The 22333-nt window shown below is 67.1% G+C and carries 24 protein-coding genes and 1 pseudogene; 23 read left to right on the top strand and 2 right to left on the bottom strand.

Features of this window, described 5'->3' with window-relative positions; translation table 11 throughout:
* The first annotated feature begins 11 nt into the window (after nucleotides 1-11).
* Nucleotides 12-1007 (top strand): S49 family peptidase, encoded by a 996-nt coding sequence (locus WJ35_RS06560; RefSeq protein WP_069238942.1) that lies wholly within the window; start codon nucleotides 12-14, stop codon nucleotides 1005-1007.
* Between the two features lie 43 nt (nucleotides 1008-1050).
* Here WJ35_RS06560 and WJ35_RS06555 read toward each other — a convergent pair whose 3' ends face one another.
* On the bottom strand, nucleotides 1051-1773 hold the full coding sequence (locus WJ35_RS06555; RefSeq protein ID WP_010091825.1) for an SAM-dependent methyltransferase: 723 nt from the start codon (nucleotides 1771-1773) through the stop codon (nucleotides 1051-1053).
* Nucleotides 1770-2399, bottom strand: coding sequence for a Maf-like protein (locus WJ35_RS06550; RefSeq protein WP_010091826.1), 630 nt, complete (start codon nucleotides 2397-2399; stop codon nucleotides 1770-1772). The genes WJ35_RS06555 and WJ35_RS06550 overlap by 4 nt, the downstream gene beginning before the upstream one ends.
* A 185-nt stretch (nucleotides 2400-2584) precedes the next feature.
* Between WJ35_RS06550 and WJ35_RS06545 the strand changes: the two genes are divergently transcribed.
* From WJ35_RS06545 to nagZ, 22 genes and pseudogenes are all read left to right on the top strand, one after another.
* The gene (locus tag WJ35_RS06545; RefSeq protein WP_010091827.1) at nucleotides 2585-3220 is read left to right on the top strand and encodes a DUF177 domain-containing protein; all 636 of its coding nucleotides are present in this window, start codon (nucleotides 2585-2587) and stop codon (nucleotides 3218-3220) included.
* Between the two features lie 95 nt (nucleotides 3221-3315).
* Nucleotides 3316-3495 (top strand): 50S ribosomal protein L32, encoded by a 180-nt coding sequence (rpmF, locus tag WJ35_RS06540; RefSeq protein ID WP_006401275.1) that lies wholly within the window; start codon nucleotides 3316-3318, stop codon nucleotides 3493-3495.
* Between the two features lie 124 nt (nucleotides 3496-3619).
* On the top strand, nucleotides 3620-4726 hold the full coding sequence (plsX, locus tag WJ35_RS06535) for a phosphate acyltransferase PlsX (RefSeq protein ID WP_060172073.1): 1107 nt from the start codon (nucleotides 3620-3622) through the stop codon (nucleotides 4724-4726).
* Nucleotides 4727-5716, top strand: coding sequence for a beta-ketoacyl-ACP synthase III (locus WJ35_RS06530; protein WP_060234548.1), 990 nt, complete (start codon nucleotides 4727-4729; stop codon nucleotides 5714-5716).
* 109 nt (nucleotides 5717-5825) lie between these two features.
* Entirely contained in the window at nucleotides 5826-6758 is a 933-nt protein-coding gene (gene fabD / locus WJ35_RS06525; RefSeq protein WP_060234547.1) for an ACP S-malonyltransferase, read from the top strand.
* 39 nt (nucleotides 6759-6797) lie between these two features.
* Nucleotides 6798-7547, top strand: coding sequence for a 3-oxoacyl-ACP reductase FabG (fabG, locus tag WJ35_RS06520; protein ID WP_010091831.1), 750 nt, complete (start codon nucleotides 6798-6800; stop codon nucleotides 7545-7547).
* Nucleotides 7548-7690: 143 nt separating this feature from the next.
* Nucleotides 7691-7930, top strand: a complete 240-nt coding sequence (gene acpP / locus WJ35_RS06515; protein ID WP_004197638.1) for an acyl carrier protein — start codon at nucleotides 7691-7693, stop codon at nucleotides 7928-7930.
* Nucleotides 7931-8077: 147 nt separating this feature from the next.
* Nucleotides 8078-9310 carry a beta-ketoacyl-ACP synthase II gene (gene fabF / locus WJ35_RS06510; RefSeq protein WP_060234546.1) on the top strand — a complete coding sequence of 411 codons (1233 nt, stop codon included), beginning with the start codon at nucleotides 8078-8080 and terminating at the stop codon, nucleotides 9308-9310.
* Nucleotides 9311-9384: 74 nt separating this feature from the next.
* The gene (locus WJ35_RS06505; protein WP_415874000.1) at nucleotides 9385-9786 is read left to right on the top strand and encodes a hypothetical protein; all 402 of its coding nucleotides are present in this window, start codon (nucleotides 9385-9387) and stop codon (nucleotides 9784-9786) included.
* Nucleotides 9787-9877: 91 nt separating this feature from the next.
* Nucleotides 9878-10477, top strand: coding sequence for an RNA polymerase sigma factor RpoE (gene rpoE / locus WJ35_RS06500; RefSeq protein WP_060234544.1), 600 nt, complete (start codon nucleotides 9878-9880; stop codon nucleotides 10475-10477).
* Between the two features lie 84 nt (nucleotides 10478-10561).
* Nucleotides 10562-11179: pseudogene (locus tag WJ35_RS29665) on the top strand (sigma-E factor negative regulatory protein); the annotation flags it as partial.
* Nucleotides 11180-11185: 6 nt separating this feature from the next.
* On the top strand, nucleotides 11186-12241 hold the full coding sequence (locus tag WJ35_RS06495; RefSeq protein WP_060234543.1) for a MucB/RseB C-terminal domain-containing protein: 1056 nt from the start codon (nucleotides 11186-11188) through the stop codon (nucleotides 12239-12241).
* Between the two features lie 16 nt (nucleotides 12242-12257).
* Nucleotides 12258-13733, top strand: a complete 1476-nt coding sequence (locus WJ35_RS06490) for a DegQ family serine endoprotease (RefSeq protein ID WP_069238941.1) — start codon at nucleotides 12258-12260, stop codon at nucleotides 13731-13733.
* Nucleotides 13734-13739: 6 nt separating this feature from the next.
* Complete coding sequence (locus WJ35_RS06485) at nucleotides 13740-13976, top strand: glutaredoxin family protein (RefSeq protein ID WP_010091839.1); 237 nt, start codon at nucleotides 13740-13742, stop codon at nucleotides 13974-13976.
* A 133-nt stretch (nucleotides 13977-14109) separates the two neighbouring features.
* A complete protein-coding gene (lepA, locus tag WJ35_RS06480; RefSeq protein ID WP_069238940.1) occupies nucleotides 14110-15903 on the top strand; it encodes a translation elongation factor 4 in 1794 nt (597 codons plus the stop codon).
* A gap of 16 nt (nucleotides 15904-15919) precedes the next feature.
* Entirely contained in the window at nucleotides 15920-16813 is an 894-nt protein-coding gene (gene lepB, locus WJ35_RS06475; protein ID WP_010091841.1) for a signal peptidase I, read from the top strand.
* Nucleotides 16814-16966: 153 nt separating this feature from the next.
* On the top strand, nucleotides 16967-18190 hold the full coding sequence (rnc, locus tag WJ35_RS06470; RefSeq protein ID WP_060234541.1) for a ribonuclease III: 1224 nt from the start codon (nucleotides 16967-16969) through the stop codon (nucleotides 18188-18190).
* Nucleotides 18191-18250: 60 nt separating this feature from the next.
* Complete coding sequence (gene era / locus WJ35_RS06465) at nucleotides 18251-19150, top strand: GTPase Era (RefSeq protein ID WP_010091844.1); 900 nt, start codon at nucleotides 18251-18253, stop codon at nucleotides 19148-19150.
* Nucleotides 19137-19970 (top strand): DNA repair protein RecO, encoded by an 834-nt coding sequence (gene recO, locus WJ35_RS06460; RefSeq protein ID WP_069238939.1) that lies wholly within the window; start codon nucleotides 19137-19139, stop codon nucleotides 19968-19970. Before era ends, recO begins: the two co-directional genes overlap by 14 nt.
* A complete protein-coding gene (pdxJ, locus tag WJ35_RS06455; protein WP_069238938.1) occupies nucleotides 19967-20743 on the top strand; it encodes a pyridoxine 5'-phosphate synthase in 777 nt (258 codons plus the stop codon). The genes recO and pdxJ overlap by 4 nt, the downstream gene beginning before the upstream one ends.
* A 69-nt stretch (nucleotides 20744-20812) precedes the next feature.
* Nucleotides 20813-21247: a holo-ACP synthase gene (gene acpS / locus WJ35_RS06450; protein ID WP_010091847.1), complete on the top strand. Its 435-nt coding sequence runs from the start codon at nucleotides 20813-20815 to the stop codon at nucleotides 21245-21247.
* A gap of 15 nt (nucleotides 21248-21262) precedes the next feature.
* Nucleotides 21263-22291, top strand: coding sequence for a beta-N-acetylhexosaminidase (nagZ, locus tag WJ35_RS06445; protein WP_060234539.1), 1029 nt, complete (start codon nucleotides 21263-21265; stop codon nucleotides 22289-22291).
* Nucleotides 22292-22333: the final 42 nt, after the last annotated feature.

Below are 22333 nucleotides of genomic sequence, written 5' to 3'. Positions count from 1 at the left end.
GACAACCACGCATGGCCGACCAACCGACGACCCCTCCCGATTCCTCCTCCCGCCCCGATGGCCGCGAACCGAACTGGGAGCGCGCGGCGCTCGAGCGGATCGCGCTCGCGGCGGTGAAGGAGCAGCGAGCGGCGCGGCGCTGGAAGATCTTCTTCCGCTTCGCGTTCCTCGGCGTGTTCCTGCTGCTCGCGTTCGCGCTGATCGATTTCTCGAGCGATGCGAAGTTCTCGACGACGAGCGGCCGGCACACGGCTGTCGTGACGATCGACGGCGAGATCGCGGCCGGCGTCAACGCGAACGCCGACGACATCAACACGGCGCTCAACGCCGCGTTCGACGACGACGGCACGGTCGGCGTCGTGCTGCAGATCAACAGCCCGGGCGGCAGCCCGGTGCAGGCGGGCATGGTCTACGACGAGATCAAGCGCCTGCGCGCGAAATACCCGAGCAAGCCGCTGTACGTGGTCGTGACCGACATGTGCGCGTCGGGCGGTTATTACATCGCGGCGGCGGCTGACCGGATCTACGTCGACAAGGCGAGCATCGTCGGCTCGATCGGCGTGCTGATGGACGGTTTCGGCTTCACCGGCCTGATGAACAAGCTCGGCATCCAGCGGCGCCTGCATACGTCGGGCGAGAACAAGGGCTTTTACGATCCGTTCTCGCCGGAAACCCCGAAGATGGACACGCACGCGCAGGCGCTGCTCGATCAGGTGCATGCGCAGTTCATCAAGGCGGTGAAGGACGGGCGCGGCGCGCGCCTGCGCGAGACGCCGGACATGTTCTCGGGCCTGTTCTGGACCGGCGAGAAGGGCGTCGAGCTCGGGCTCGCGGACGGCTTCGGCACGACCGACTCGGTCGCTCGCGACGTGCTGAAGGCGCCCGACCTCGTCGACTACACGGTGAAGGAGAGCCTGACGAACCGCGTCGCGCGCAAGTTCGGCGCAGCGGTCGGCAATGCCGCGATGAAGGCGCTGGCCTCGGGCGCGCAGCTGAGCTTGCGCTAGGGGCGGTTCGCGCGCCGGGCGAGAGCCGGCGCGGGTTCCGTCGTCAGTTCGCCAGTAACAGGAAGATCGCAGGGCGCTTGTGCAGATCGGGCACCGGCGCCTTTTTCCATTCCGCCACGGAGCGGCTCGCGATGGTCTCGGTCGCGAGCGTCAGGTCGGCCGCGACGCAGATCAGCGTCGACGGCGCGCAGGTCGCGACGAGCGTGTCGAGCATCGCGTGATTGCGGTACGGCGTCTCGATGAAGATCTGCGTCTGGCGCGCCTTGCGCGACAGTTGCTCGAGCTCGCGCAGCCGCTTCGCGCGTGCGCCCGCGTCGACCGGCAGGTAGCCGTTGAACGCGAAGCTCTGGCCGTTCAGGCCGGACGCCATCAGCGCCAGCAGGATCGAGCTCGGCCCCACGAGCGGCACGACCTTCACGCCGCGCTCGTGCGCGCGGCGCACCAGCAGCGCGCCCGGGTCGGCGACGGCCGGGCAGCCGGCCTCGGACACGAGCCCGGCGTCCGCGCCGGCCAGCACCGGCGCGAGCAGCCGGTCGATCTCGCCGGCCGGCGTGTTGACGTTCAGCTCACGGATCTGGATTTCCTGGATCGGCCGCGTCGTGCCGATCTTCTTCAGGAACGCGCGCGTGGTTTTCGCGTTTTCGCCGATGTAGTAGCCGAGCGTGCCGGCTTGCGCCTGCACGGCGGCGGGCAGCACGGCGGCCAGCATCGATGCGTCGCCGTCGCCGAGGGTGTTCGGCACCAGGTAGAGCGTGCCGGCCGTCATGCGCGGTCTCCGCGGGCGGCGAACAGCGGGTAGTGCGCGGCGCGCAGCATCCGCGTCAGCGCGATCAGCGGCAGCCCGACGAGCGCGGTCGGGTCGTCCGAGTCGATCGCGTCGAGCAGCGCGATGCCGAGCCCCTCGGATTTCGCGCTGCCGGCGACGTCATAGGGCGTTTCCGCCCGCAGGTAGGCGTCGAGTTCGGTCTCGGGCAGCGTGCGGAAGCGCACGCGCGTGACGACGTCCTCGTTCTGCGATTCGCCGGTGCGGCTGTCGTACAGGCTGAGCGCGCTGTGGAATTCGACCTCGCGGCCCTGCATCGCGACGAGCTGCGCGAGCGCGCGCTCGTGCGTGCCGGGCTTGCCGATCTGCAGGCCGTCGAAGGTCGCGACCTGATCGGAGCCGATCACGAGCACGCCGTCCGGCGCATCGATCGTGGCGGCAACCGCGCGCGCCTTCGCGCCGGCGAGGCGCAGCGCGGTCGCGGCGGGCGTCTCGCCGGGCAGCGGGGTTTCGTCGAGGTCGGGCGACATGACGTCGAACGGCACGCCGAGCCGCTCGAGCAGCGCGCGGCGGTAACGGGAACTGGAGGCGAGAATCAGCCGCGGCGAGCGGCAAAAGGTGTCCGGCATGGTCGGTTGGTGATGAGTCGTCGGAGCGCGACGCGACGGCGCGCGCGGGCGTAAGCTTAAGTGATTGACCGGAAAAGGTAAAACGGGTATGCTTTCCCGCTTTTCATCGGCAGGCTCCTGGTTGGGCGTCTGCCGGGTCTTCGGAAGTTCACGGCGCACGGCCGGATCGATACGCAGGAGCGCACATGAGCACCTCTTCTGGCAAACCTGCGGTTTCGCTCGATCCGCACGCGGTCGACCTGTTCGAATTCGCCCGCAGCGGGCGGCAGGCGGCCGGCGCGGTGCGCCTTTCGCAGCTGCCGCGCATGTTAAACGAAGTGCCGGCGGACGCGCCAGATCGCGACACGGTCTTTACCTGGCAGGCGGAAGGGTTCACCCAGAACGAGCTGCAGGACGACGGCGCCGAGGGGCAGCAGCCTTATCTGCGCCTTGCGCTGCACGGCCATGCGTGGCTCACGTGCCAGCGCTGCATGAGTCCGTGCGATCAGGCGTTCGACGTCGACATGACGTACCGGGTCGTCGCGACCGAAGAAGAAGCTGAAGAATTTCCGCTCGACGACGATGAAGCCGATGTGATCGTGGGCTCCCGCCAGTTCGATCTCGTCGACTTGATCGAGGAGGAGTTGCTGCTTTCGCTGCCGCTCGTGCCCAAGCACGAGGTTTGCCCGGCGGTTCACGAAAGCCTCGTGTCGGGTGCGAGCGGTCCCTCGGACGAATCGGACGAAGCGTCCGAAGAAGACGGGGACGAAGGCAAACAGCCGAATCCGTTTGCAGCGCTCGAAGCGCTGAAGAAGGGCGGGGACGGCAACAAGAAACACTGAGCAGTGTGGCGCGGGAAGGCGTAGGGCCGTGGGCCAGGGTAGTCAAGCGCCGGATCGGGCTGTGTTAGAATCCGGAAAATTTTTAGGAGTTAGTCATGGCAGTCCAGCAAAACAAGAAGTCGCCGTCGAAGCGCGGCATGCATCGTTCGCACGATTTCCTGACGGCAGCGCCGCTGGCAGTCGAGCCGAGCACGGGTGAAGTGCACCTGCGTCACCACATCAGCCCGAACGGCTACTATCGCGGCAAGAAAGTCGTCAAGACGAAGAACGACTAAGCGTCATGTCACGCGTGCTGCGATCGCCGTTCGCGTGACCACTGGTTCGCTTGACACTTTCCTGGCTCAACAAAAAGGCGGCATTCAACTGCCGCTTTTTTGTGCCTGAAATTCGTCGCATTCCATGACTGTAAAGCTCACAATCGATTGCATGGGAGGCGACCACGGCCCGTCCGTGACCGTTCCCGCGGCAGTCAAGTTCGTTCGCGCGCACCCCGATGCGCACCTGATGCTCGTCGGCATCGAGAGTGCGATCCGTGCGCAGCTCAAGAAGTGCAAGGCGCTCGACGACCCTGCGCTGACCATCGTGCCCGCCACCGAGGTCGTGGCGATGGACGATCCGGTCGAAGTGGCACTGCGCAAGAAGAAGGATTCTTCGATGCGCGTCGCCCTCAACCAAGTCAAGGAAGGCCAGGCCCAGGCCTGCATCTCCGCCGGCAATACCGGCGCGCTGATGGCCGTTTCCCGTTACGTGCTCAAGACGCTGCCCGGCATCGAGCGGCCCGCGATCGCGTTCGCGCTGCCGAACCCGACCGGCTACACGATGATGCTGGACCTCGGCGCGAACGTCGATTGCGAACCGCAGCACCTGCTGCAGTTCGCGGAGATGGGGCACGCGCTCGTGGCGGCGCTCGAGGGCAAGGAACGGCCGACCATCGGCCTCTTGAACATCGGCGAAGAGGTCATCAAGGGCAACGAGACGATCAAGCGCGCGGGCGAACTGCTGCGCGCAAGCACGCTCAATTTCCGCGGCAACGTCGAAGGCAACGACATCTACAAGGGCACGGTCGACGTGATCGTGTGCGATGGCTTCGTCGGCAACGTCGCGCTGAAGACGTCCGAAGGCCTCGCGCAGATGCTGTCCGACATCATCCGCGAGGAATTCGGCCGCTCGCTGCTGTCGAAGCTGATGGCCGTGCTCGCGCTGCCGGTGCTGCTGCGCTTCAAGAAGCGCGTCGACCACCGCCAGTACAACGGCGCGGCGCTGCTGGGCCTGAAGAGCCTCGTGATCAAGAGCCACGGTTCCGCGGACGCCTACGCGTTTGAGTGGGCGATCAAACGCGGGTATGATGCCGTCAAAAATGGCGTCCTGGAGCGCCTCGCACGCGCGATGGCGGATAATTCCGGATCGCTCGGCGACGCCGGGCATGACGCGAGCGGCGCAGGCCACGCGAGTCCCGCCGCAGGCCAGCACGCCGAGCCCTCCGCTGCGCTATCCTCTAAAGCATAAATGGCCCAATCGACTCTCTATTCCCGCGTGCTCGGCACGGGCAGCTTCCTGCCGCCCGACCGCGTCACGAACCAGCAGCTGGCCGATCGTCTCGCGAAGGACGGCATCGAGACGAGCGACGAGTGGATCGTTGCGCGCACGGGCATCCATGCGCGCCACTTCGCCGCGCCGGACGTCGCGACGAGCGACCTCGCGCTTGAAGCGTCGCGGCGCGCGATCGAGGCGGCCGATATCGATCCGCAGTCGATCGACCTGATCATCGTCGCGACTTCGACCCCCGATTTCGTGTTCCCGAGCACCGCTTGCCTGCTGCAGAGCAAGCTCGGCATCAAGAACGGCGGCGCCGCGTTCGACGTGCAGGCCGTGTGTTCCGGCTTCGCGTACGCGATGGCGACGGCCGACAGCTTCATCCGCAGCGGCCAGCACCGCACGGCGCTCGTCGTCGGCGCGGAGACGTTCTCGCGCATCCTCGACTTCAAGGACCGCACGACCTGCGTGCTGTTCGGCGACGGCGCGGGCGCGGTGATCCTGTCCGCCTCCGAAGAGCCGGGCGTGCTCGGCAGCGCGCTGCACGCGGACGGCAGCTACGCGGAAATTCTCTGCGTGCCCGGCCACGTCAGCGGCGGCGTGGTCGCCGGCAACGCTTTCCTTCATATGGATGGCCAGGCCGTGTTCAAGCTCGCGGTCAACGTGCTCGAGAAGGTCGCGATCGAGGCGCTCGCCAAGGCGAACCTCGCGCCCGAGCAGGTCGACTGGCTGATTCCGCATCAGGCCAACATCCGCATCATGACGAGCACCTGCCGCAAGCTGGGCCTGCCGCAGGAGCGCATGGTCGTGACGGTCGGCGAACACGGCAACACGTCGGCCGCGTCGATTCCGCTCGCGCTCGACGCCGCGGTGCGCGACGGCCGCATCAAGCGCGGCCAGCACGTGCTGATCGAGGGCGTCGGCGGCGGCTTCACGTGGGGCGCGTCGGTGTTCCGCTTCTAAGCCGTCACACGCGACTGTCACACGCGACTGCTGCGCGTGCCTGCTGCGCGCGCTCCCATCCGGCGCGCCGTGCGCGCGCGCCGTCCGAATCGATTCAATTGGGGACGATATGAAATTTGCGTTCGTTTTTCCGGGGCAGGGCTCGCAGTCGGTCGGCATGCTCAATGCATTCGCCGATCTGGCTGTCGTGCGCGAAACGCTCCAGGAAGCGTCCGATGCGCTCAATCAGGATCTCGGCAAGCTGATCGCCGAAGGTCCGGCTGACGAGCTGAATCTCACCACCAACACCCAGCCCGTGATGCTGACGGCCGCGTATGCGTGCTACCGCGCGTGGCAGCAGGCGGGCGGCCCGGCGCCGTCGATCGTCGCCGGCCACAGCCTCGGCGAATACACGGCGCTGGTTGCCGCCGGTGCGATCGCGTTCAAGGACGCGGTGCCGCTCGTGCGCTTCCGCGCGCAGGCGATGCAGACCGCGGTGCCGGTCGGCCAGGGCGGCATGGCCGCGATCCTCGGCCTAGACGACGACACGGTGCGTGCGGTGTGCGCCGAAGCCGCGGAAGCGGGCGTCGTCGAAGCGGTGAACTTCAACGCGCCGGCGCAGGTCGTCATCGCCGGCAACAAGGCGGCCGTCGAGAAGGCCTGCGAGATCGCGAAGGCGAAGGGCGCGAAGCGCGCGCTGCCGCTGCCGGTGTCGGCGCCGTTCCACTCGTCGCTGCTGACGCCGGCATCGGACCAGCTGCGCGACTACCTCGCGACCGTCGACGTGAAGGCGCCGCAGATCCCGGTGGTCAACAACATCGACGTCGCGGTCGTGAGCGATCCGGCCGCGATCAAGGACGCGCTGGTGCGCCAGGCCGCGGGCCCGGTGCGCTGGGTCGAATGCGTGCGGCACATCGCCGGCACGGGCGTCACGCACGTGATCGAATGCGGCCCGGGCAAGGTGCTCGCGGGCCTCACGAAGCGCATCGACGCCAACCTGACGGGCGCGTCGGTGTTCGATCCGGCGTCGCTCGACGAAGCGCTCAAGCTGGCGACCGCCTGACCCGGCGGCGCCTTTCCACCAGAGACGGATATTCGATCCATGGAAAAGACTCTCGATAAACAGGTTGCGATCGTGACCGGCGCGTCGCGCGGCATCGGCCGGGCGATCGCGCTCGAGCTGGCGCGCCTGGGCGCGACGGTGATCGGCACGGCCACGAGCGAATCGGGCGCGTCCGCCATCACCGCGGCCTTCGCGGAAGCGGGCGTCACGGGCCGCGGCGCGGTCCTGAACGTCAACGACGCGGCGGCGGCCGAAGCGCTGATCGACGCGACGGTCAAGGAATTCGGCGCGCTGCACGTGCTCGTGAACAACGCGGGCATCACGCAGGACCAGCTCGCGATGCGCATGAAGGACGAGGACTGGGACGCCGTGATCGACACCAACCTGAAGTCGGTGTTCCGCCTGTCGCGTGCGGTGCTGCGCCCGATGATGAAGGCGCGTGGCGGCCGCATCATCAACATCACGTCGGTGGTCGGCTCGGCCGGCAACCCGGGCCAGGCGAACTACGCGGCCGCGAAGGCCGGCGTCGCGGGCATGACCCGCGCGCTCGCGCGCGAGATCGGCAGTCGCGGCATCACGGTCAACTGCGTGGCGCCGGGCTTCATCGACACCGACATGACGAAGACGCTGCCGGAAGAACAGCAGGCCGCGCTCAAGACCCAGATTCCGCTCGGCCGCCTCGGCAGCCCGGAAGACATCGCCCATGCCGTCGCGTTCCTCGCATCGCCGCAGGCCGGTTACATCACCGGCACGACGCTGCACGTGAACGGCGGCATGTACATGTCGTAAGGATTTTCGTTTACCATCCGCGCCGTATCCGGTTATTGGCGGATCGGCGCTTGATCGACCATCAAGCCAACGCGCGTTTTGGCCGGCAGCAAACCTGATAAAATGCGCGCACTTGTAAATCTGAACTTTCCCTCGGAGGGGTAATGGACAATATCGAACAACGTGTCAAGAAGATCGTCGCTGAGCAACTGGGCGTCGCAGAAGCCGAGATCAAGAACGAAGCTTCGTTCGTGAACGACCTGGGTGCAGACTCGCTCGACACCGTCGAGCTGGTGATGGCCCTGGAAGACGAGTTCGGCATGGAAATCCCGGACGAAGAAGCCGAGAAGATCACGACGGTTCAGCAAGCGATCGACTACGCTCGCGCAAACGTCAAGGCGTAAGCGCCGTCCGCGCTTTTCGCGACTGTCGCATTTGACGCGCCATCCTGCCGGCATCCTCGCCGGACGGAGTAACAGCCACAGGGCTTGCAGGGCTGGTTCCTGTGGCCGCTGTGGCTTTTGTTTTTGTCATCCGGAAAAGAGGTTACCGTGAGCCGCCGTCGTGTTGTCGTTACAGGCCTGGGGCTGATTTCGCCTGTTGGCAATAGTGTTGCCGACGGCTGGGCCAATCTCGTCGCCGGCAAGTCCGGCATCGCCACCGTCACCAAATTCGATTCGTCGAACCTGGCCGTGCATTTCGCGGGCGAGGTGAAGGGCTTCAACGCCGAGGAATACATCCCGGCGAAGGAAGCCCGCAGCATGGACACCTTCATTCATTACGGCATTGCCGCCGGCATGCAGGCGTTCAGGGACAGCGGGCTGGAAGTGACCGAAGCCAATGCGGAACGCATCGGCGTGATGGTCGGCTCCGGCATCGGCGGCCTGCCGATGATCGAGGACACCCATCAGACCTACGTCGATCGCGGCCCGCGCCGGATTTCGCCGTTCTTCGTGCCGGGTTCGATCATCAACATGATCTCGGGCCACCTGAGCATCATGTTCGGCCTGAAGGGCCCGAACCTCGCGGCCGTCACGGCCTGCACGACCGGCCTGCACAGCATCGGTCTCGCCGCGCGCCTGATCCAGGCCGGCGACGCCGACGTGATGGTCGCGGGCGGCGCCGAATCGACGGTGTCGCCGCTCGGCATCGGCGGCTTCGCGGCGGCGCGTGCACTGTCGACCCGCAACGACGATCCGGCGACCGCGTCCCGTCCGTGGGACAAGGAACGCGACGGCTTCGTGCTGGGCGAGGGCGCGGGCGTGATGGTGCTGGAAGAGTACGAGTCGGCGAAGGCGCGCGGCGCGAAGATCTACGCGGAAGTCGCGGGCTTCGGCATGACGGGCGACGCGTACCACATGACCGCGCCGAACATGGACGGCCCGCGCCGCTGCATGGTCGCGGCACTGCGCGACGCCGGCATGAACCCGGACGAGGTCCAGTACCTGAACGCGCACGGCACGTCGACGCCGCTGGGCGACAAGAACGAATCCGATGCCGTCAAGGCTGCGTTCGGCGACCACGCGTACAAGCTCGTCGTGAACTCGACGAAGTCGATGACGGGCCACCTGCTGGGCGGCGCGGGCGGCCTCGAATCGGTGTTCACGGTGCTGGCGCTGCACAACAACGTGTCGCCGCCGACGATCAACATCTTCAACCAGGATCCGGAGTGCGATCTCGATTACTGCGCGAACACCGCGCGTGACATGAAGATCGACGTGGCCGTGAAGAACAATTTCGGCTTCGGCGGCACCAACGGCACGCTGGTGTTCAAGCGCGCCTGACGCGGAATCGCTTGACGAATCCTGTCGGAATCACGGCCGGGTGCCCGCAGCGTTTCGCGCTGCGGGCCTCGGCCGTGTTGTACGTAGTGCTGGCCGTTTTCATCGCGGCGGCTGCAGTGGCGGTGCACCTGTTCGTCGCGCCGCGCGCCGGCGGCGCGGCCGGGGCGGGGGCGCTGGCCGTGACGGCGGCGCTGCTGGCCTTCGGCGTGGCGCGTGCTTGCGCGCGGCGACTGCCGGCCGAGGTGCGGATCGATGCGCTCGGCGAGGTTGCGGCATTCGGTCGCGCCGGGCAATTGCTCGCGCGCGGCCGTGTGACCGGTTACGCTCACTGGAGCAGCCTGCTGCTCGTGCTGTCGGTCGGGCAGGGCGGACGCCGCGCGCGTCCGTTGCTGATTCCGGCCGATGCGCTCGACGCGCCGTCGTTCAGCGCGCTGTCCGTGCTGGCGAGGACTGCGACGGCGGCGCGGCCGACGTGACGGCGCGGCCGTTACGCATCGTAACCAGCGGCCGGCGCGGGAACGCTACAATAGCCCTCCGCGTTGCATCCCTAGTTAACGGATTTGTCAGGTGAGTGAAAAAGAAATCGATCAGGTTCTGGTCGAGCGCGTTCAGAAAGGCGACAAGGCGGCGTTCGAACTCCTGGTCTCCAAATACCACCGCAAGATCATTCGGCTGATCTCGCGTCTCGTGCGGGACCCCGCCGAGGTCGAGGATGTGGCCCAGGACGCGTTCATCAAGGCGTACCGCGCGCTGCCGCAGTTCCGCGGCGAGTCCGCGTTCTACACGTGGTTGTACCGGATTGCCGTGAATACGGCGAAGAACTACCTTGCGACGCAGGGCCGCCGGGCACCGACCTCGACCGAGGCGGATGCCGAGGAGGCGGAAACTTTCTCCGACGCAGACCAACTAAGGGATATCAACACGCCTGAGTCGGTGTTGATGAGCAAGCAGATTGCCGAAACGGTCAATGCTGCAATGGCCGTTCTGCCCGAGGAGCTGCGCCAGGCGATCACGCTGCGCGAGATCGAAGGCCTGAGCTACGAGGAAATCGCGGAAATGATGGGCTGCCCGATCGGGACGGTCCGTTCGCGGATTTTCCGGGCGCGCGAGGCAATCGCGGCAAAATTGCGTCCGCTGCTCGATACGCCCGAAGGCAAGCGCTGGTAAGCGCAGCGGGCGGACCGGCGCGGTCGGGGTCCAGTTACGATAGAGTCGTGAAGTCACGACGGGGTGTGCAAGATGGGGAGCATCATGGGGTCGGTCAATACGCAGTCGCAGGCGTGTCCGCGCGGCGAACGCCTTTCCGCTCTGGTCGACGGCGAAATGTTCGACGGCCCGGATCACGGGCAGTTTCTGGCTGAGCTCGACCGCGCGGATCGCGCTGCGTGGGCCCACTACCACCTGATCGGCGACGCGCTGCGCTCGGACGAGCTGGCGCTGGCGCCGGCGATGAGCGCGTCGTTCACCGCGCGCCTGTCGGTGCGACTCGAAGCCGAGCCGCATCTGCTCGCGCCGGCCGCCGCGCCGGTTTCCCGCAGGCTGCTGTCGCTGCGCCGGCGCGTCGTGCCGGCCTTCGCGGTTGCAGCGGCCGCCGCGACGCTGACGTGGATCGTCGTCCCGCAGATGCAGACGGCCGGCGCGCCGGGCGCCGTCCAGGTCGCATCGGCCGGTGCGACGCAGCAGAACGGCCTGCAGCGCGTGACGGTTGCGCAGGCGCCGTCGCAGCAGGGGCTGCAGGAGGCGAACATCATTCGCGACGCAAGCCTCGACCAATACCTTGAAGCGCATCAGCAATTCGCGCAGCAGCCCGTCGTCACGGGCTCGATGCCGCTGATTCGCGCTGCCGTGACCACGACGACGCCAAGCCAATACCCGATGCGGACATTGCGGTTGAATCACGCCATCTCCGGATGGAAGCGGCTGCCGGCCCTCCTGCTTTGCGCAGCCGCGTTGTTGTCCGTTCAATCCCTTCACGCCAACGCCCAGCAGCCGGACGATCCCGTCGCGACCCGCAAGGCCGCCGCGGACTGGCTCGACCGCATCCAGCAGGCGGCGCAGCAGCAGAGTTACGAAGGCACGTTCGTCTACCAGCGAGGCGGATACGTGCAGTCGTCGCGGATCGCGCATGTCGCTTCCCGCGACGGCGAATTCGAGCGGATCGAGAGTCTCGACGGCAAGCCCCGCAAGCTGCTGCGGCACAACGATGAGCTGTACACGTTCGTGCCCGAGCGCAAGCTGTGCGTCGTCGAGCGCCGGCAGGCCCGCGACTCGTTCCCCGCGCTGCTCGGCGCGAGCGGCGAGCACGTGATGTCGGTCTACGACGCGAAGCTGCTCGGCAAGGATCGCGTGGCGGGGCTCGACGCACAGGTCGTCGAACTGGCGCCGAAGGACGGGTACCGCTTCACCTACAAGCTGTGGGCCGACGCCCGCACCGGCCTGCTGCTGCGCTCGCAGACGCTCGATGCGAGCGATCACGTGCTCGAGCAGATCGCGTTCTCCCAGTTGCGGATGGGGGGCGCGGGCGCAGCCGACAAGTCGGCGATCATGTCCGGCATGCGCAATCTGAGCGGCTGGACGGTCGTGCGCCCGCCGGTTGCGCCGGTCGACATGGAGGCGCAGGGCTGGCAGCTCGCGCCCAGCATCGCCGGCTTCCAGAAGATCCGCGAGGTGCGGCGGCCGATGGCCGCGCGCGATGCGGGCGACCCGCCGATTCCGGTCGATCAGGCCGTCTTTACCGACGGGCTCGCGACGGTCTCGGTGTTCGTCGAGCCGGCCGAGAAGAATACGCGCAAGGAAGGCGCGGGCAGCACCGGCGCGACGCACGTGCTCGTCAAGCGCCGCGGGGGCTACTGGATCACCGTGCTCGGCGAAGTGCCGCCGGCCACGTTGCAGCAGTTCGCGTCTGCCATAGAATACAAGGCTTCCAAGTAACGCTACGGCTCCCGACATGACGAAAATCACGCTGCGCAAAGTGCTCGCGGCGGCGGCGCTGTGTGCCTGCCTGCCGTTCGTCCCGCAAACCGCGTCCGCTGTCACGCCTCCCCCGGGCAGCCTTCCCGATTTCGCGGACCTGGTCGAGAAGGTCGGGCCGGCCGTCGTGAACATCCGGACGACTGCCAACGTACCGACGGGCGGCCCGCGCGGCGTGCTCCCGCCGGGCTTCGACAATGGCGACATGTCGGAATTCTTCCGCCGCTTCTTCGGCATTCCGCTGCCGCAGGCGCCCGGCAACCCGAAGAACGCGCCCCAGCCCGACAATCCGCCCGACACCGAGCAGAACCGCGGCGTCGGCTCGGGCTTCATCGTGTCGGCCGATGGCTACGTGATGACCAATGCGCACGTCGTCGACGATGCCGACACGATCTATGTGACGCTGACCGACAAGCGCGAGTTCAAGGCGAAGCTGATCGGCGTCGACGATCGCACCGACGTCGCGGTCGTCAAGATCCAGGCGTCGAACCTGCCGGTCGTCGCGATCGGCGATTCGAACAAGGTGCGCGTCGGCGAGTGGGTCGTCGCGATCGGCTCGCCGTTCGGCCTCGACAACACGGTGACGGCCGGCATCGTCAGCTCGAAGAGCCGCAACACGGGTGACTACCTGCCGTTCATCCAGACCGACGTGGCCGTGAACCCCGGCAACTCCGGCGGCCCGCTGATCAACATGCAGGGCGAGGTGATCGGCATCAATTCGCAGATCTACAGTCGCACGGGCGGTTTCATGGGCATTTCGTTCGCGATCCCGATCGACGAGGCGATGCGCGTGGCCGACCAGCTGAAGGCGACCGGCAAGGTCACGCGCGGCCGGATCGCGGTGGCGATCGGCGAGGTGACGAAGGACGTGGCCGACTCGATCGGCCTGCCGAAGGCGGAGGGCGCGCTCGTCAGCAGCGTCGAGCCGGGCGGGCCGGCCGACAAGGCGGGCGTCCAGCCGGGCGACATCATCCTGAAGTTCAACGGCAGGCCGGTCGACACGGCGTCGGATCTGCCGCGCATGGTCGGCGACACGAAGCCGGGTGCGAAGGCGACGATCAACGTGTGGCGCAAGGGTCAGGCGCGCGATCTGCCGATCACGATCGCCGAGACGCCGGCCGATACGACCGCGAAGGCCGATCCGGGCAAGAAGCCGCCGCAGAAGCCGCGCCAGAGTAATGCGCTCGGCTTGACGGTCAGCGACATTCCGGCCGACCAGCTGAAGGCGCTGAAGCTGAGGAGCGGCGTGCAGGTCGACGGCGTCGACGGTCCGGCGGCGCGCGCGGGGCTGCAGCGCGGCGACATCGTGCTGCGCGTCGGCGACACCGACATCACGAGCGCGAAGCAATTCGCCGACGTCACCGCCCAGCTCGATCCGCAAAAGGCGGTCGCGGTGCTGGTGCGGCGCGGCGACAATACGCAGTTCTTCCCGCTGCGTCCGCGCCAGAAGTAGCGCGCGATGTTCACGCTCTACGGCCGCGGCTGGTGCCATCTGTGCGACGACATGCGCGACGCACTGGCGCCGGTGGCGGCCGAATTCGGCGTGGCGGTCGACTACGTCGACATCGACGCGGACGCGGCGCTCGTCGCCCGCTACGACGAGGACGTGCCGGTGCTGCTGCTGGATGGCGCGGAAGTGTGCCGCCACCGCTTCGACGAGATGCGGGTGCGGAACGCGCTCGCCGCCCGGCGCTGAGACCCGGCGGCAGCCGGTCGCCAAAATGCCGCCCGGCGGGGGGCTTTTCGGCTAAAATAAGCCGTTTTTTCACCGACTTACAAGGCGTGCTCCGCAGTCGTCGAGCGCGCCTTTTTCGCTTGATCGGCACTGAATGGATCATATTCGCAATTTCTCGATCATCGCGCACATCGACCACGGCAAGTCGACGCTCGCGGATCGCATCATCCAGGTATGCGGCGGCCTGACCGACCGTGAAATGGAAGCGCAGGTGCTCGACTCGATGGATCTCGAGCGTGAGCGCGGCATCACGATCAAGGCGCAGACTGCCGCGCTGTCGTACCGCGCGCGCGACGGCAAGGTGTACAACCTGAACCTGATCGACACGCCGGGGCACGTCGACTTCTCGTACGAAGTCAGCCGCTCGCTGTCCGCGTGCGAGGGCGCGCTGCTGGTCGTCGACGCGAGCCAGGGCGTCGAGGCGCAGACGGTCGCGAACTGCTACACGGCGATCGAGCTGGGCGTCGAGGTCGTGCCGGTGCTGAACAAGATCGACCTGCCGGCCGCGAACCCCGAGAACGCGATCGCCGAGATCGAGGACGTGATCGGCATCGACGCGATGGACGCGACGCGCTGCAGCGCGAAGACGGGTCTCGGCGTCGAGGACGTGCTCGAATCGCTGATCGCGAAGGTGCCGCCGCCGAAGGGCGATCCGGACGCGCCGCTGCAGGCGCTCATCATCGACTCGTGGTTCGACAACTACGTCGGCGTCGTGATGCTCGTGCGCATCGTCAACGGCACGCTGCGTCCGAAGGAGAAGATCAAGCTGATGGCGACCGGCGCGCAGTACCCGGTCGAGCACATCGGCGTGTTCACGCCGAAGTCGCGCAATCTCGAATCGCTGTCGGCGGGGCAGGTGGGCTTCATCATCGCCGGCATCAAGGAGCTGACCGCCGCCAAGGTCGGCGATACGGTTACGCACGCGGCCAAGTCGGCCGCCGAGCCGCTGCCGGGCTTCAAGGAAGTGAAGCCGCAGGTGTTCGCGGGCCTGTACCCGGTCGAGGCGAACCAGTACGACGCGCTGCGCGAGTCGCTGGAAAAGCTCAAGCTCAACGACGCGTCGCTGCAGTACGAGCCGGAAGTGTCGCAGGCGCTCGGCTTCGGTTTCCGCTGCGGCTTCCTCGGGCTGCTGCACATGGAGATCGTGCAGGAGCGGCTCGAGCGCGAGTTCGACATGGACCTCATCACGACCGCGCCGACCGTGGTCTACGAGGTCGTGCAGAGCGACGGTTCGACGATCCGGGTCGAGAACCCGGCGAAGATGCCGGAGCCGCCGAAGATCGCCGAGATCCGCGAGCCGATCGTCACCGTGAACCTGTACATGCCGCAGGACTATGTCGGCTCGGTGATCACGCTGTGCGAGCAGAAGCGCGGCTCGCAGATCAACATGCAGTACCACGGCCGCCAGGTGCAGCTCACGTACGAAATCCCGATGGCCGAGATCGTGCTCGACTTCTTCGACCGGCTGAAGTCGGTGTCGCGCGGCTACGCGTCGATGGACTACGAGTTCAAGGAATACCGCTCGTCGGACGTCGTGAAGGTCGACATGCTGATCAACGGCGACAAGGTCGATGCGCTGTCGATCATCGTGCACCGTTCGCAGTCGCAGTATCGCGGCCGTGAAGTCGCCGCGAAGATGCGCGAGATCATCCCGCGCCAGATGTACGACGTGGCGATCCAGGCCGCGATCGGCGCGCACATCATCGCGCGCGAGAACATCAAGGCGCTGCGCAAGAACGTGCTCGCGAAGTGCTACGGCGGCGACATCACGCGGAAGAAGAAACTGCTCGAGAAGCAGAAGGAAGGCAAGAAGCGGATGAAGCAGGTGGGTTCGGTCGAGATTCCGCAGGAAGCGTTCCTGGCGATCTTGCGCGTCGAAGACAAATAACAGGACTGATCCTTTTATGAATTTTGCGCTGATTCTTTTTGTGCTCGTCGCACTGACGGGCGTGGCGTGGGTTGCGGACAAGATGGTGTTCCTGCCGCAGCGCCGGCGGGCGGCCGATGCGGCGGTCGACGCGTTCGACCAGCAGCAGTCGCGCATCGACAAGCGTTACGCCGACGAGAACGCGGTGCAGACCCGTTCGAAGCTGCGCGACGAGAAGCTGCGCCAGCCTTGGTGGCTCGAGTACACCGCGAGCTTCTTCCCGGTGATCCTCGCGGTGTTCGTCGTGCGTTCGTTCATCGTCGAGCCGTTCAAGATCCCGTCGGGCTCGATGGTGCCGACGCTGCTCGTCGGCGACTTCATCCTCGTCAACAAGTTCGACTACGGCCTGCGCATGCCGGTCACGAACACGAAGCTCACGCAAGGCCGTCCGCTCGAACGCGGCGACGTCGTCGTGTTCCGCTACCCGAAGGACGAGTCGGTCGACTACATCAAGCGCGTGATCGGCCTGCCGGGCGACACCGTCGCTTACCAGGACAAGCAGCTGACGATCAACGGCAAGCCGGTGCCCGAAACGCCGCTGGCCGACTACTTCGACGAAGAGCGGCAGAACTACGCGAAGCAGTTCGAGGAGTCGCTCGGCGGCCGCAAGAACGCGATCCTCAACAACCCTGCCGTGCCGCCGTTCGTGATGGGCGCATACGACTATCCGTATCGCGACAATTGCACGTACAACAGCCGCGGCGTGATCTGCAAGGTGCCGGCGGGCCACTACTTCATGATGGGCGACAACCGCGACAATAGCGCGGACAGCCGCTACTGGGGCTTCGTGCCGGACCAGAACATCGTCGGCCGCGCGTTCTTCATCTGGATGAACTTCGGCGACCTGAAGCGGATCGGCTCCTTCAACTGATCCCGATCGATGCACGCGCAATATGCGGCGCCCGGGCCGCGCCGCGTATTGCCGAACTACTTTAAGAACCGGCGGTAACACCGCTTCGTCATGCCTTTTCGGGGCCGGCTGCGTCGTTTCGGCGCGACCGGCGCCCGCGTTATACTCCTGCACATGCCCCTATCTCAGTTGGAAAGCCGGCTGCGCTATGAATTTCGCAATGCGGAATTGCTGCGCCAGGCTTTGACCCATCGCAGTCACAGTGCCACGCACAACGAGCGGCTCGAGTTCCTCGGCGATTCCGTTCTCAATTGCGCGGTGGCCGCTCTTTTGTTCCAGCGTTTCGGCAAGCTGGACGAAGGCGATCTGTCACGGGTGCGGGCGAACCTCGTCAAACAGCAGTCGCTGTACGAAATTGCTCAGGCCCTGAATATTTCCGACGGATTGCGGCTGGGCGAGGGCGAGCTGCGCAGCGGCGGGTTCCGCCGGCCGTCGATCCTCGCGGACGCGTTCGAAGCCATCATCGGGGCCGTGTTCCTCGATGGCGGCTTCGAAGCCGCCCAAGGGGTGATCAAGCGGCTCTACATCCCGATTCTCGACCACATCGATCCGCGCACGCTCGGCAAGGACGCGAAGACGCTGCTGCAGGAATACCTGCAGGGGCACAAGATCGCGCTGCCGACCTACACGGTCGTCGCGACGCATGGTGCGGCGCACAATCAGCAGTTCGAGGTCGAATGCACGGTGCCGAAGCTGGACGTCAAGGTGTCCGGTTCCGGCGCGAGCCGTCGCGCGGCCGAGCAGGCCGCCGCGAAGAAGGCGCTCGACGAAGTGGTCGCGGCCGCGCCGATGCTGGCCGCGAAGCCGAAACGTTCGAAGAACGCACGCGCGGCCAAGCACGTGGAGCCGGAAATCGTGCCCGGCGTGAAAGGCGTGCAGGAAGCGCTCGACCTGCGCTCGCCGGAGCGGAAAGAGCGCGCCGCGGCGCGCGCCGAAGCGAAGGCCGCGGCGGCTCCGGCAGCCGCGAGCAGCGTGGCGGAGGCGGTCGAGCGCGCGGCGCAGGCGCCGGTGGCCGCGATTCGCGCCGCGCATGTCGAGCATGGTGCGGACAAGGCCGAGCGGGCGGCGAAGCCGGCGACGGACAAGCCCGCGGACCGTGCCGATGCCGCGCAGAAACCCGCCGACAAGGCCATCGAGCGAACCGATGCCGCCCCGCGTGCAGCCGACAAGCCTGCCGACCGCGCCGACTCTGCGCCTCACGCGGCCGAGAAGGTCGAGAAGGCCGCCGAGCGCGCCGCGCCGCGCGTGCGCGACGTGACGACGCCCGGCCAGGACGCGTCGTCCGGCGAAACGAGCCTCGCCGCTGCGCCGGCGCGCGTGGCCGATGCCGGTCACTGAATTGCCCATCGTTCGTGCCGCGCGCCGCGCGGCCGGTTCCGAACCTGTCTCCCAATCGATATGAACGCTACCGCTCCCACTGGTTTCCGCTGCGGCATGATCGCGATCGTGGGCCGTCCGAACGTCGGCAAGTCGACGCTGATGAACGCGCTCGTCGGCCAGAAGATCAGCATCACGTCCCGCAAGGCGCAGACGACCCGCCACCGCATCACCGGTATCAACACGACCGAAGACGCGCAATTCATCTTCGTCGATACGCCCGGCTTCCAGACCCGCCACAGCACCGCGCTGAACCGCTCGCTGAACCGCGCGGTCACGTCGACGCTGACGTCGGTCGACGCGATCCTGTTCGTGATCGAGGCCGGCCGCTTCGGGCCGGACGACCAGAAGGTGCTCGACCTGATCCCGCCCGGCGTGCCGACGCTGCTGATCGCGAACAAGCTCGACCGCGTGAACGACAAGACGACGCTGTACCCGTTCATGCAGAAGGTGAGCGCGCTGCGCGAGTTCACCGAGATCGTGCCGCTGTCGGCGAAGCACGTGGAAGACATTCAGCGCCTGATGGAGACGGTCAAGCCGTACCTGCCTGAAGGCGAGCCGATCTACGGCGAGGACGACCTGACCGACCGCAGCTCGCGCTTTCTCGCAGCCGAGATCCTGCGCGAGAAGGTGTTCCGCTGGACCGGCGACGAGCTGCCGTACACGAGCACGGTCATTATCGACAAGTTCGAGGAGGAAGGGCGGCTGAAGCGCGTCTTCGCGACGATCCTCGTCGAGCGCGATTCGCACAAGGCGATGGTGATCGGCAAGAAGGGCGCGAAGCTCAAGCAGATCAGCACCGAAGCGCGGATGGACATGGAAAAGCTGTTCGACGGCCCCGTCTATCTCGAGACCTTCGTCAAGGTGAAGAGCGGCTGGGCCGACAACGAAGCGGGGCTTCGTGCCTATGGGTACGAATGACGCGCTGGCGTCGACCGAAGACGCGGTAGCGGCGAGCGCTGACGCGCCGCCGCCTGCCGCGCCCCCCGCACCGCCGAAGGCGCGGCGCGCGACCTCGCGCACGTCCGATTTCCGCGTCGCCGAGCAGCCGGCGTTCGTGCTGCACAGCTATCCCTATCGTGAAACGAGCCTGATCATCGACGTGCTGACGCGCGATCACGGCCGGCTCGCGCTCGTCGCGAAAGGCGCGAAGCGCCCGCATTCCGCGCTGCGCGGCGTGCTGCAGACGTTCCAGCCGCTGCTGCTGTCGTGGTCCGGCAAGTCCGAGATGCGCACGCTGACGGGGGCCGAGTGGGTCGGCGGGATGCTGCCGCTCGCCGGCGACGCGCTGCTGTGCGGCTTCTACGCGAACGAACTGCTCGTCAAGTTCTGCGCACGCGAAGATCCGCAGCCGCCGCTCTTCAATCATTACGTCGTGACGCTCACGCGCCTCGCGCATGGCGAGCCCGCGGTGCAGGTGCTGCGCTCGTTCGAGCGCGTGCTGCTGCGCGAAACGGGCTATGCGATGGCGCTGAACCGCACGGTCGCGCGCCGCGCGGTCGAGGCCGACCGCCTGTACGTGTTCGATCCCGAGCGCGGCGTGCGCGGCGCGGACGACGACGTGCCGTCGCACTGGCCGGTGGTTTCCGGGCAGACGTTGCTCGACATGGAGCAGGACGATTACCATCGAGCCCAGACCGTCGCGCAAAGCAAGACGCTGATGCGCTTCCTGCTGAACACCTATCTCGGCGGCACGCCGCTCGCGACGCGCCAGATCCTGATCGACCTGCAAAATCTATGAGCTTCTTCCTGACTTCGCCCACCGCCATCGATCTCGGCGTCAATATCGACCACGTCGCGACGCTGCGCAACGCGCGCGGCACGAGCTATCCCGACCCGGTCCGCGCGGCGCTCGCCGCCGAAGAGGCCGGCGCCGACGCGATCACGCTGCACTTGCGCGAAGATCGCCGGCACATCGTCGACGCGGACGTGCGCAAGCTGCGCCCGCTCCTGAAGACGCGCATGAACCTCGAATGCGCGGTGACGGCCGAGATGCTCGACATCGCGTGCGAGGTCAAGCCGCACGACGCGTGCCTCGTGCCCGAAAAGCGCGAGGAGCTGACGACCGAAGGCGGTCTCGACGTCGCGGGGCGCTTCGAGGCCGTGCGTGCCGCGTGCCGGCAACTCGCCGACGCGGGCGTGCGCGTGTCGCTGTTCATCGATCCGGACGAGACGCAGATCCGCGCCGCGCACGAAGCGGGCGCGCCGGTGATCGAACTGCACACGGGCCGCTACGCCGACGCGCACGACGCGGCCGAGCAGCAGCGCGAATACGAGCGGATCGTCGCGGGCGTGCAGGCGGGCGCGCAGCTCGGCCTGAAGGTCAACGCGGGGCACGGCCTGCATTACACGAACGTGCAGCAGATCGCCGCGATCGACGGCATCGTCGAGCTGAACATCGGCCACGCGATCGTCGCGCATGCGATCTTCGCGGGCTGGGACAACGCGGTGCGCGAGATGAAGGCGATCATGGTCGCGGCGCGCGTCGCGGCGCTGCACGGCGGCGCGCGCTGACGATGCGTTCCGTGCGCGCCGGCTCGGCTTGCCACCCGGCATCGTTCGTGCATCGCGGCGCGCGCTGACATGGCGATCTACGGCATCGGCACCGACATCGTCCAGGTGAGCCGCATCGCGGCAGTGCTCGAGCGCACCGGCGGCCGGTTCGCCGAGAAAGTGCTGGGGCCCGACGAGCTGCGCGTGTTTCACGCGCGCCGCGCACGCTCCGAGGCGCGCGGCATCGCGTTCCTCGCGACGCGCTTTTCCGCGAAGGAAGCGTTCTCGAAGGCGATCGGGCTCGGCATGCACTGGCCGATGACGTGGCGCGCGCTGCAGACCCTCAATCAACCGAGCGGCGAGCCGTATGTCGTCGCGTCCGGCGAGCTGGCCGACTGGCTTGCGGCGCGCGGCATCGCCGCCCGCGTGACGGTCAGCGACGAGCGCGACTACGCAGTGTCGTTCGTGATCGCCGAGACCAACTTGCCTGCGGCAGCCCCGCCGGCTCCACGAACTTCTTCCTGACGGATTCCCGATTCGATGAAAACGACTCCCGGCCCGGTCATGCTCGACGTCGTCGGCACGGCACTGACGCGCGACGATGCGCGCCGTCTCGCGCATCCGAACACCGGCGGCGTGATCCTGTTCGCGCGGCACTTCCAGAATCGTGCGCAGCTGACTGCGCTGACCGACGCCATTCGCGCGGTCCGCGAGGACGTGCTGATTGCCGTCGATCACGAGGGCGGCCGCGTGCAGCGCTTTCGCACCGACGGCTTCACGGTGCTGCCCGCGATGCGCCGCCTCGGCGAGCTGTGGGACCAGGACGTGCTGCAGGCGACGAAGGTCGCGACCGCGGTCGGCTACGTCCTCGCCGCGGAGCTGCGCGCATGCGGGATCGACATGAGCTTCACGCCCGTGCTCGACCTCGACTACGGCCACTCGAAAGTGATCGGCGATCGCGCGTTCCATCGCGATCCGCGCGTCGTGACGATGCTCGCGAAAAGCGTGAACCACGGGCTCTCGCTCGCCGGCATGGCGAACTGCGGCAAGCATTTCCCCGGGCACGGTTTCGCGGAAGCCGATTCGCACGTCGCGCTCCCCACCGACGACCGGCCGCTCGACACGATCCTCGAGCAGGACGTCGCGCCCTACGACTGGCTCGGCCTGTCGCTGGCGGCGGTGATTCCGGCGCATGTGATCTACACGCAGGTCGACGCGTGGCCGGCCGGTTTCTCGCGGGTCTGGCTGCAGGACATCCTGCGCGGCCGGCTCGGCTTCACCGGCGCGATCTTCAGCGACGACCTGTCGATGGAGGCCGCGCGAGAAGGCGGCACGCTGACGCAGGCGGCCGAGGCCGCGCTTGCGGCCGGGTGCGACATGGTGCTGGTTTGCAACCAGCCGGATGCGGCCGAAGCCGTGCTGAACGGATTGAAGACGCAGCCGTCGCCGGACTCGGTGCGACGCATCAAGCGGATGCGCGCGCGCGGCAAGCCGGCCAAGTGGGACAAGCTGATCGCGCAGCCCGAGTATCTCAGTGCGCAGGCGCTGCTGCGCGACGCGTTCGCGTAAGCGCGCGACGCGAAGCAGCCGCGCAACTCGCGCGGCTTCGAG

Origin of the sequence: Burkholderia ubonensis, assembly GCF_001718695.1 — a bacterium.
GTDB lineage: Bacteria > Pseudomonadota > Gammaproteobacteria > Burkholderiales > Burkholderiaceae > Burkholderia > Burkholderia ubonensis_B.
The sequence above is the reverse complement of the archived record's forward strand: the minus strand, read 5'-3'. Positions and strand labels throughout refer to the sequence as shown.

What these genes read in the sequence shown, in the direction of transcription:
- WJ35_RS06560 (WP_069238942.1), top strand. Translation starts at nt 12, where the DNA reads ATGGCCGACCAACCGACGACCCCTCCCGATTCCTCCTCCCGCCCCGAT.
- WJ35_RS06495 (WP_060234543.1), top strand. Translation starts at nt 11,186, where the DNA reads ATGCGGACATTGCGGTTGAATCACGCCATCTCCGGATGGAAGCGGCTG.
- plsX (WP_060172073.1), top strand. Translation starts at nt 3,620, where the DNA reads ATGACTGTAAAGCTCACAATCGATTGCATGGGAGGCGACCACGGCCCG.
- WJ35_RS06555 (WP_010091825.1), bottom strand. Translation starts at nt 1,773, where the DNA reads ATGACGGCCGGCACGCTCTACCTGGTGCCGAACACCCTCGGCGACGGC.
- acpP (WP_004197638.1), top strand. Translation starts at nt 7,691, where the DNA reads ATGGACAATATCGAACAACGTGTCAAGAAGATCGTCGCTGAGCAACTG.
- lepA (WP_069238940.1), top strand. Translation starts at nt 14,110, where the DNA reads ATGGATCATATTCGCAATTTCTCGATCATCGCGCACATCGACCACGGC.
- rnc (WP_060234541.1), top strand. Translation starts at nt 16,967, where the DNA reads ATGCCCCTATCTCAGTTGGAAAGCCGGCTGCGCTATGAATTTCGCAAT.
- fabD (WP_060234547.1), top strand. Translation starts at nt 5,826, where the DNA reads ATGAAATTTGCGTTCGTTTTTCCGGGGCAGGGCTCGCAGTCGGTCGGC.
- WJ35_RS06545 (WP_010091827.1), top strand. Translation starts at nt 2,585, where the DNA reads ATGAGCACCTCTTCTGGCAAACCTGCGGTTTCGCTCGATCCGCACGCG.
- fabG (WP_010091831.1), top strand. Translation starts at nt 6,798, where the DNA reads ATGGAAAAGACTCTCGATAAACAGGTTGCGATCGTGACCGGCGCGTCG.
- pdxJ (WP_069238938.1), top strand. Translation starts at nt 19,967, where the DNA reads ATGAGCTTCTTCCTGACTTCGCCCACCGCCATCGATCTCGGCGTCAAT.
- WJ35_RS06485 (WP_010091839.1), top strand. Translation starts at nt 13,740, where the DNA reads ATGTTCACGCTCTACGGCCGCGGCTGGTGCCATCTGTGCGACGACATG.
- lepB (WP_010091841.1), top strand. Translation starts at nt 15,920, where the DNA reads ATGAATTTTGCGCTGATTCTTTTTGTGCTCGTCGCACTGACGGGCGTG.
- WJ35_RS06550 (WP_010091826.1), bottom strand. Translation starts at nt 2,399, where the DNA reads ATGCCGGACACCTTTTGCCGCTCGCCGCGGCTGATTCTCGCCTCCAGT.
- WJ35_RS06530 (WP_060234548.1), top strand. Translation starts at nt 4,727, where the DNA reads ATGGCCCAATCGACTCTCTATTCCCGCGTGCTCGGCACGGGCAGCTTC.
- recO (WP_069238939.1), top strand. Translation starts at nt 19,137, where the DNA reads ATGGGTACGAATGACGCGCTGGCGTCGACCGAAGACGCGGTAGCGGCG.
- WJ35_RS06490 (WP_069238941.1), top strand. Translation starts at nt 12,258, where the DNA reads ATGACGAAAATCACGCTGCGCAAAGTGCTCGCGGCGGCGGCGCTGTGT.
- acpS (WP_010091847.1), top strand. Translation starts at nt 20,813, where the DNA reads ATGGCGATCTACGGCATCGGCACCGACATCGTCCAGGTGAGCCGCATC.
- nagZ (WP_060234539.1), top strand. Translation starts at nt 21,263, where the DNA reads ATGAAAACGACTCCCGGCCCGGTCATGCTCGACGTCGTCGGCACGGCA.
- rpmF (WP_006401275.1), top strand. Translation starts at nt 3,316, where the DNA reads ATGGCAGTCCAGCAAAACAAGAAGTCGCCGTCGAAGCGCGGCATGCAT.
- era (WP_010091844.1), top strand. Translation starts at nt 18,251, where the DNA reads ATGAACGCTACCGCTCCCACTGGTTTCCGCTGCGGCATGATCGCGATC.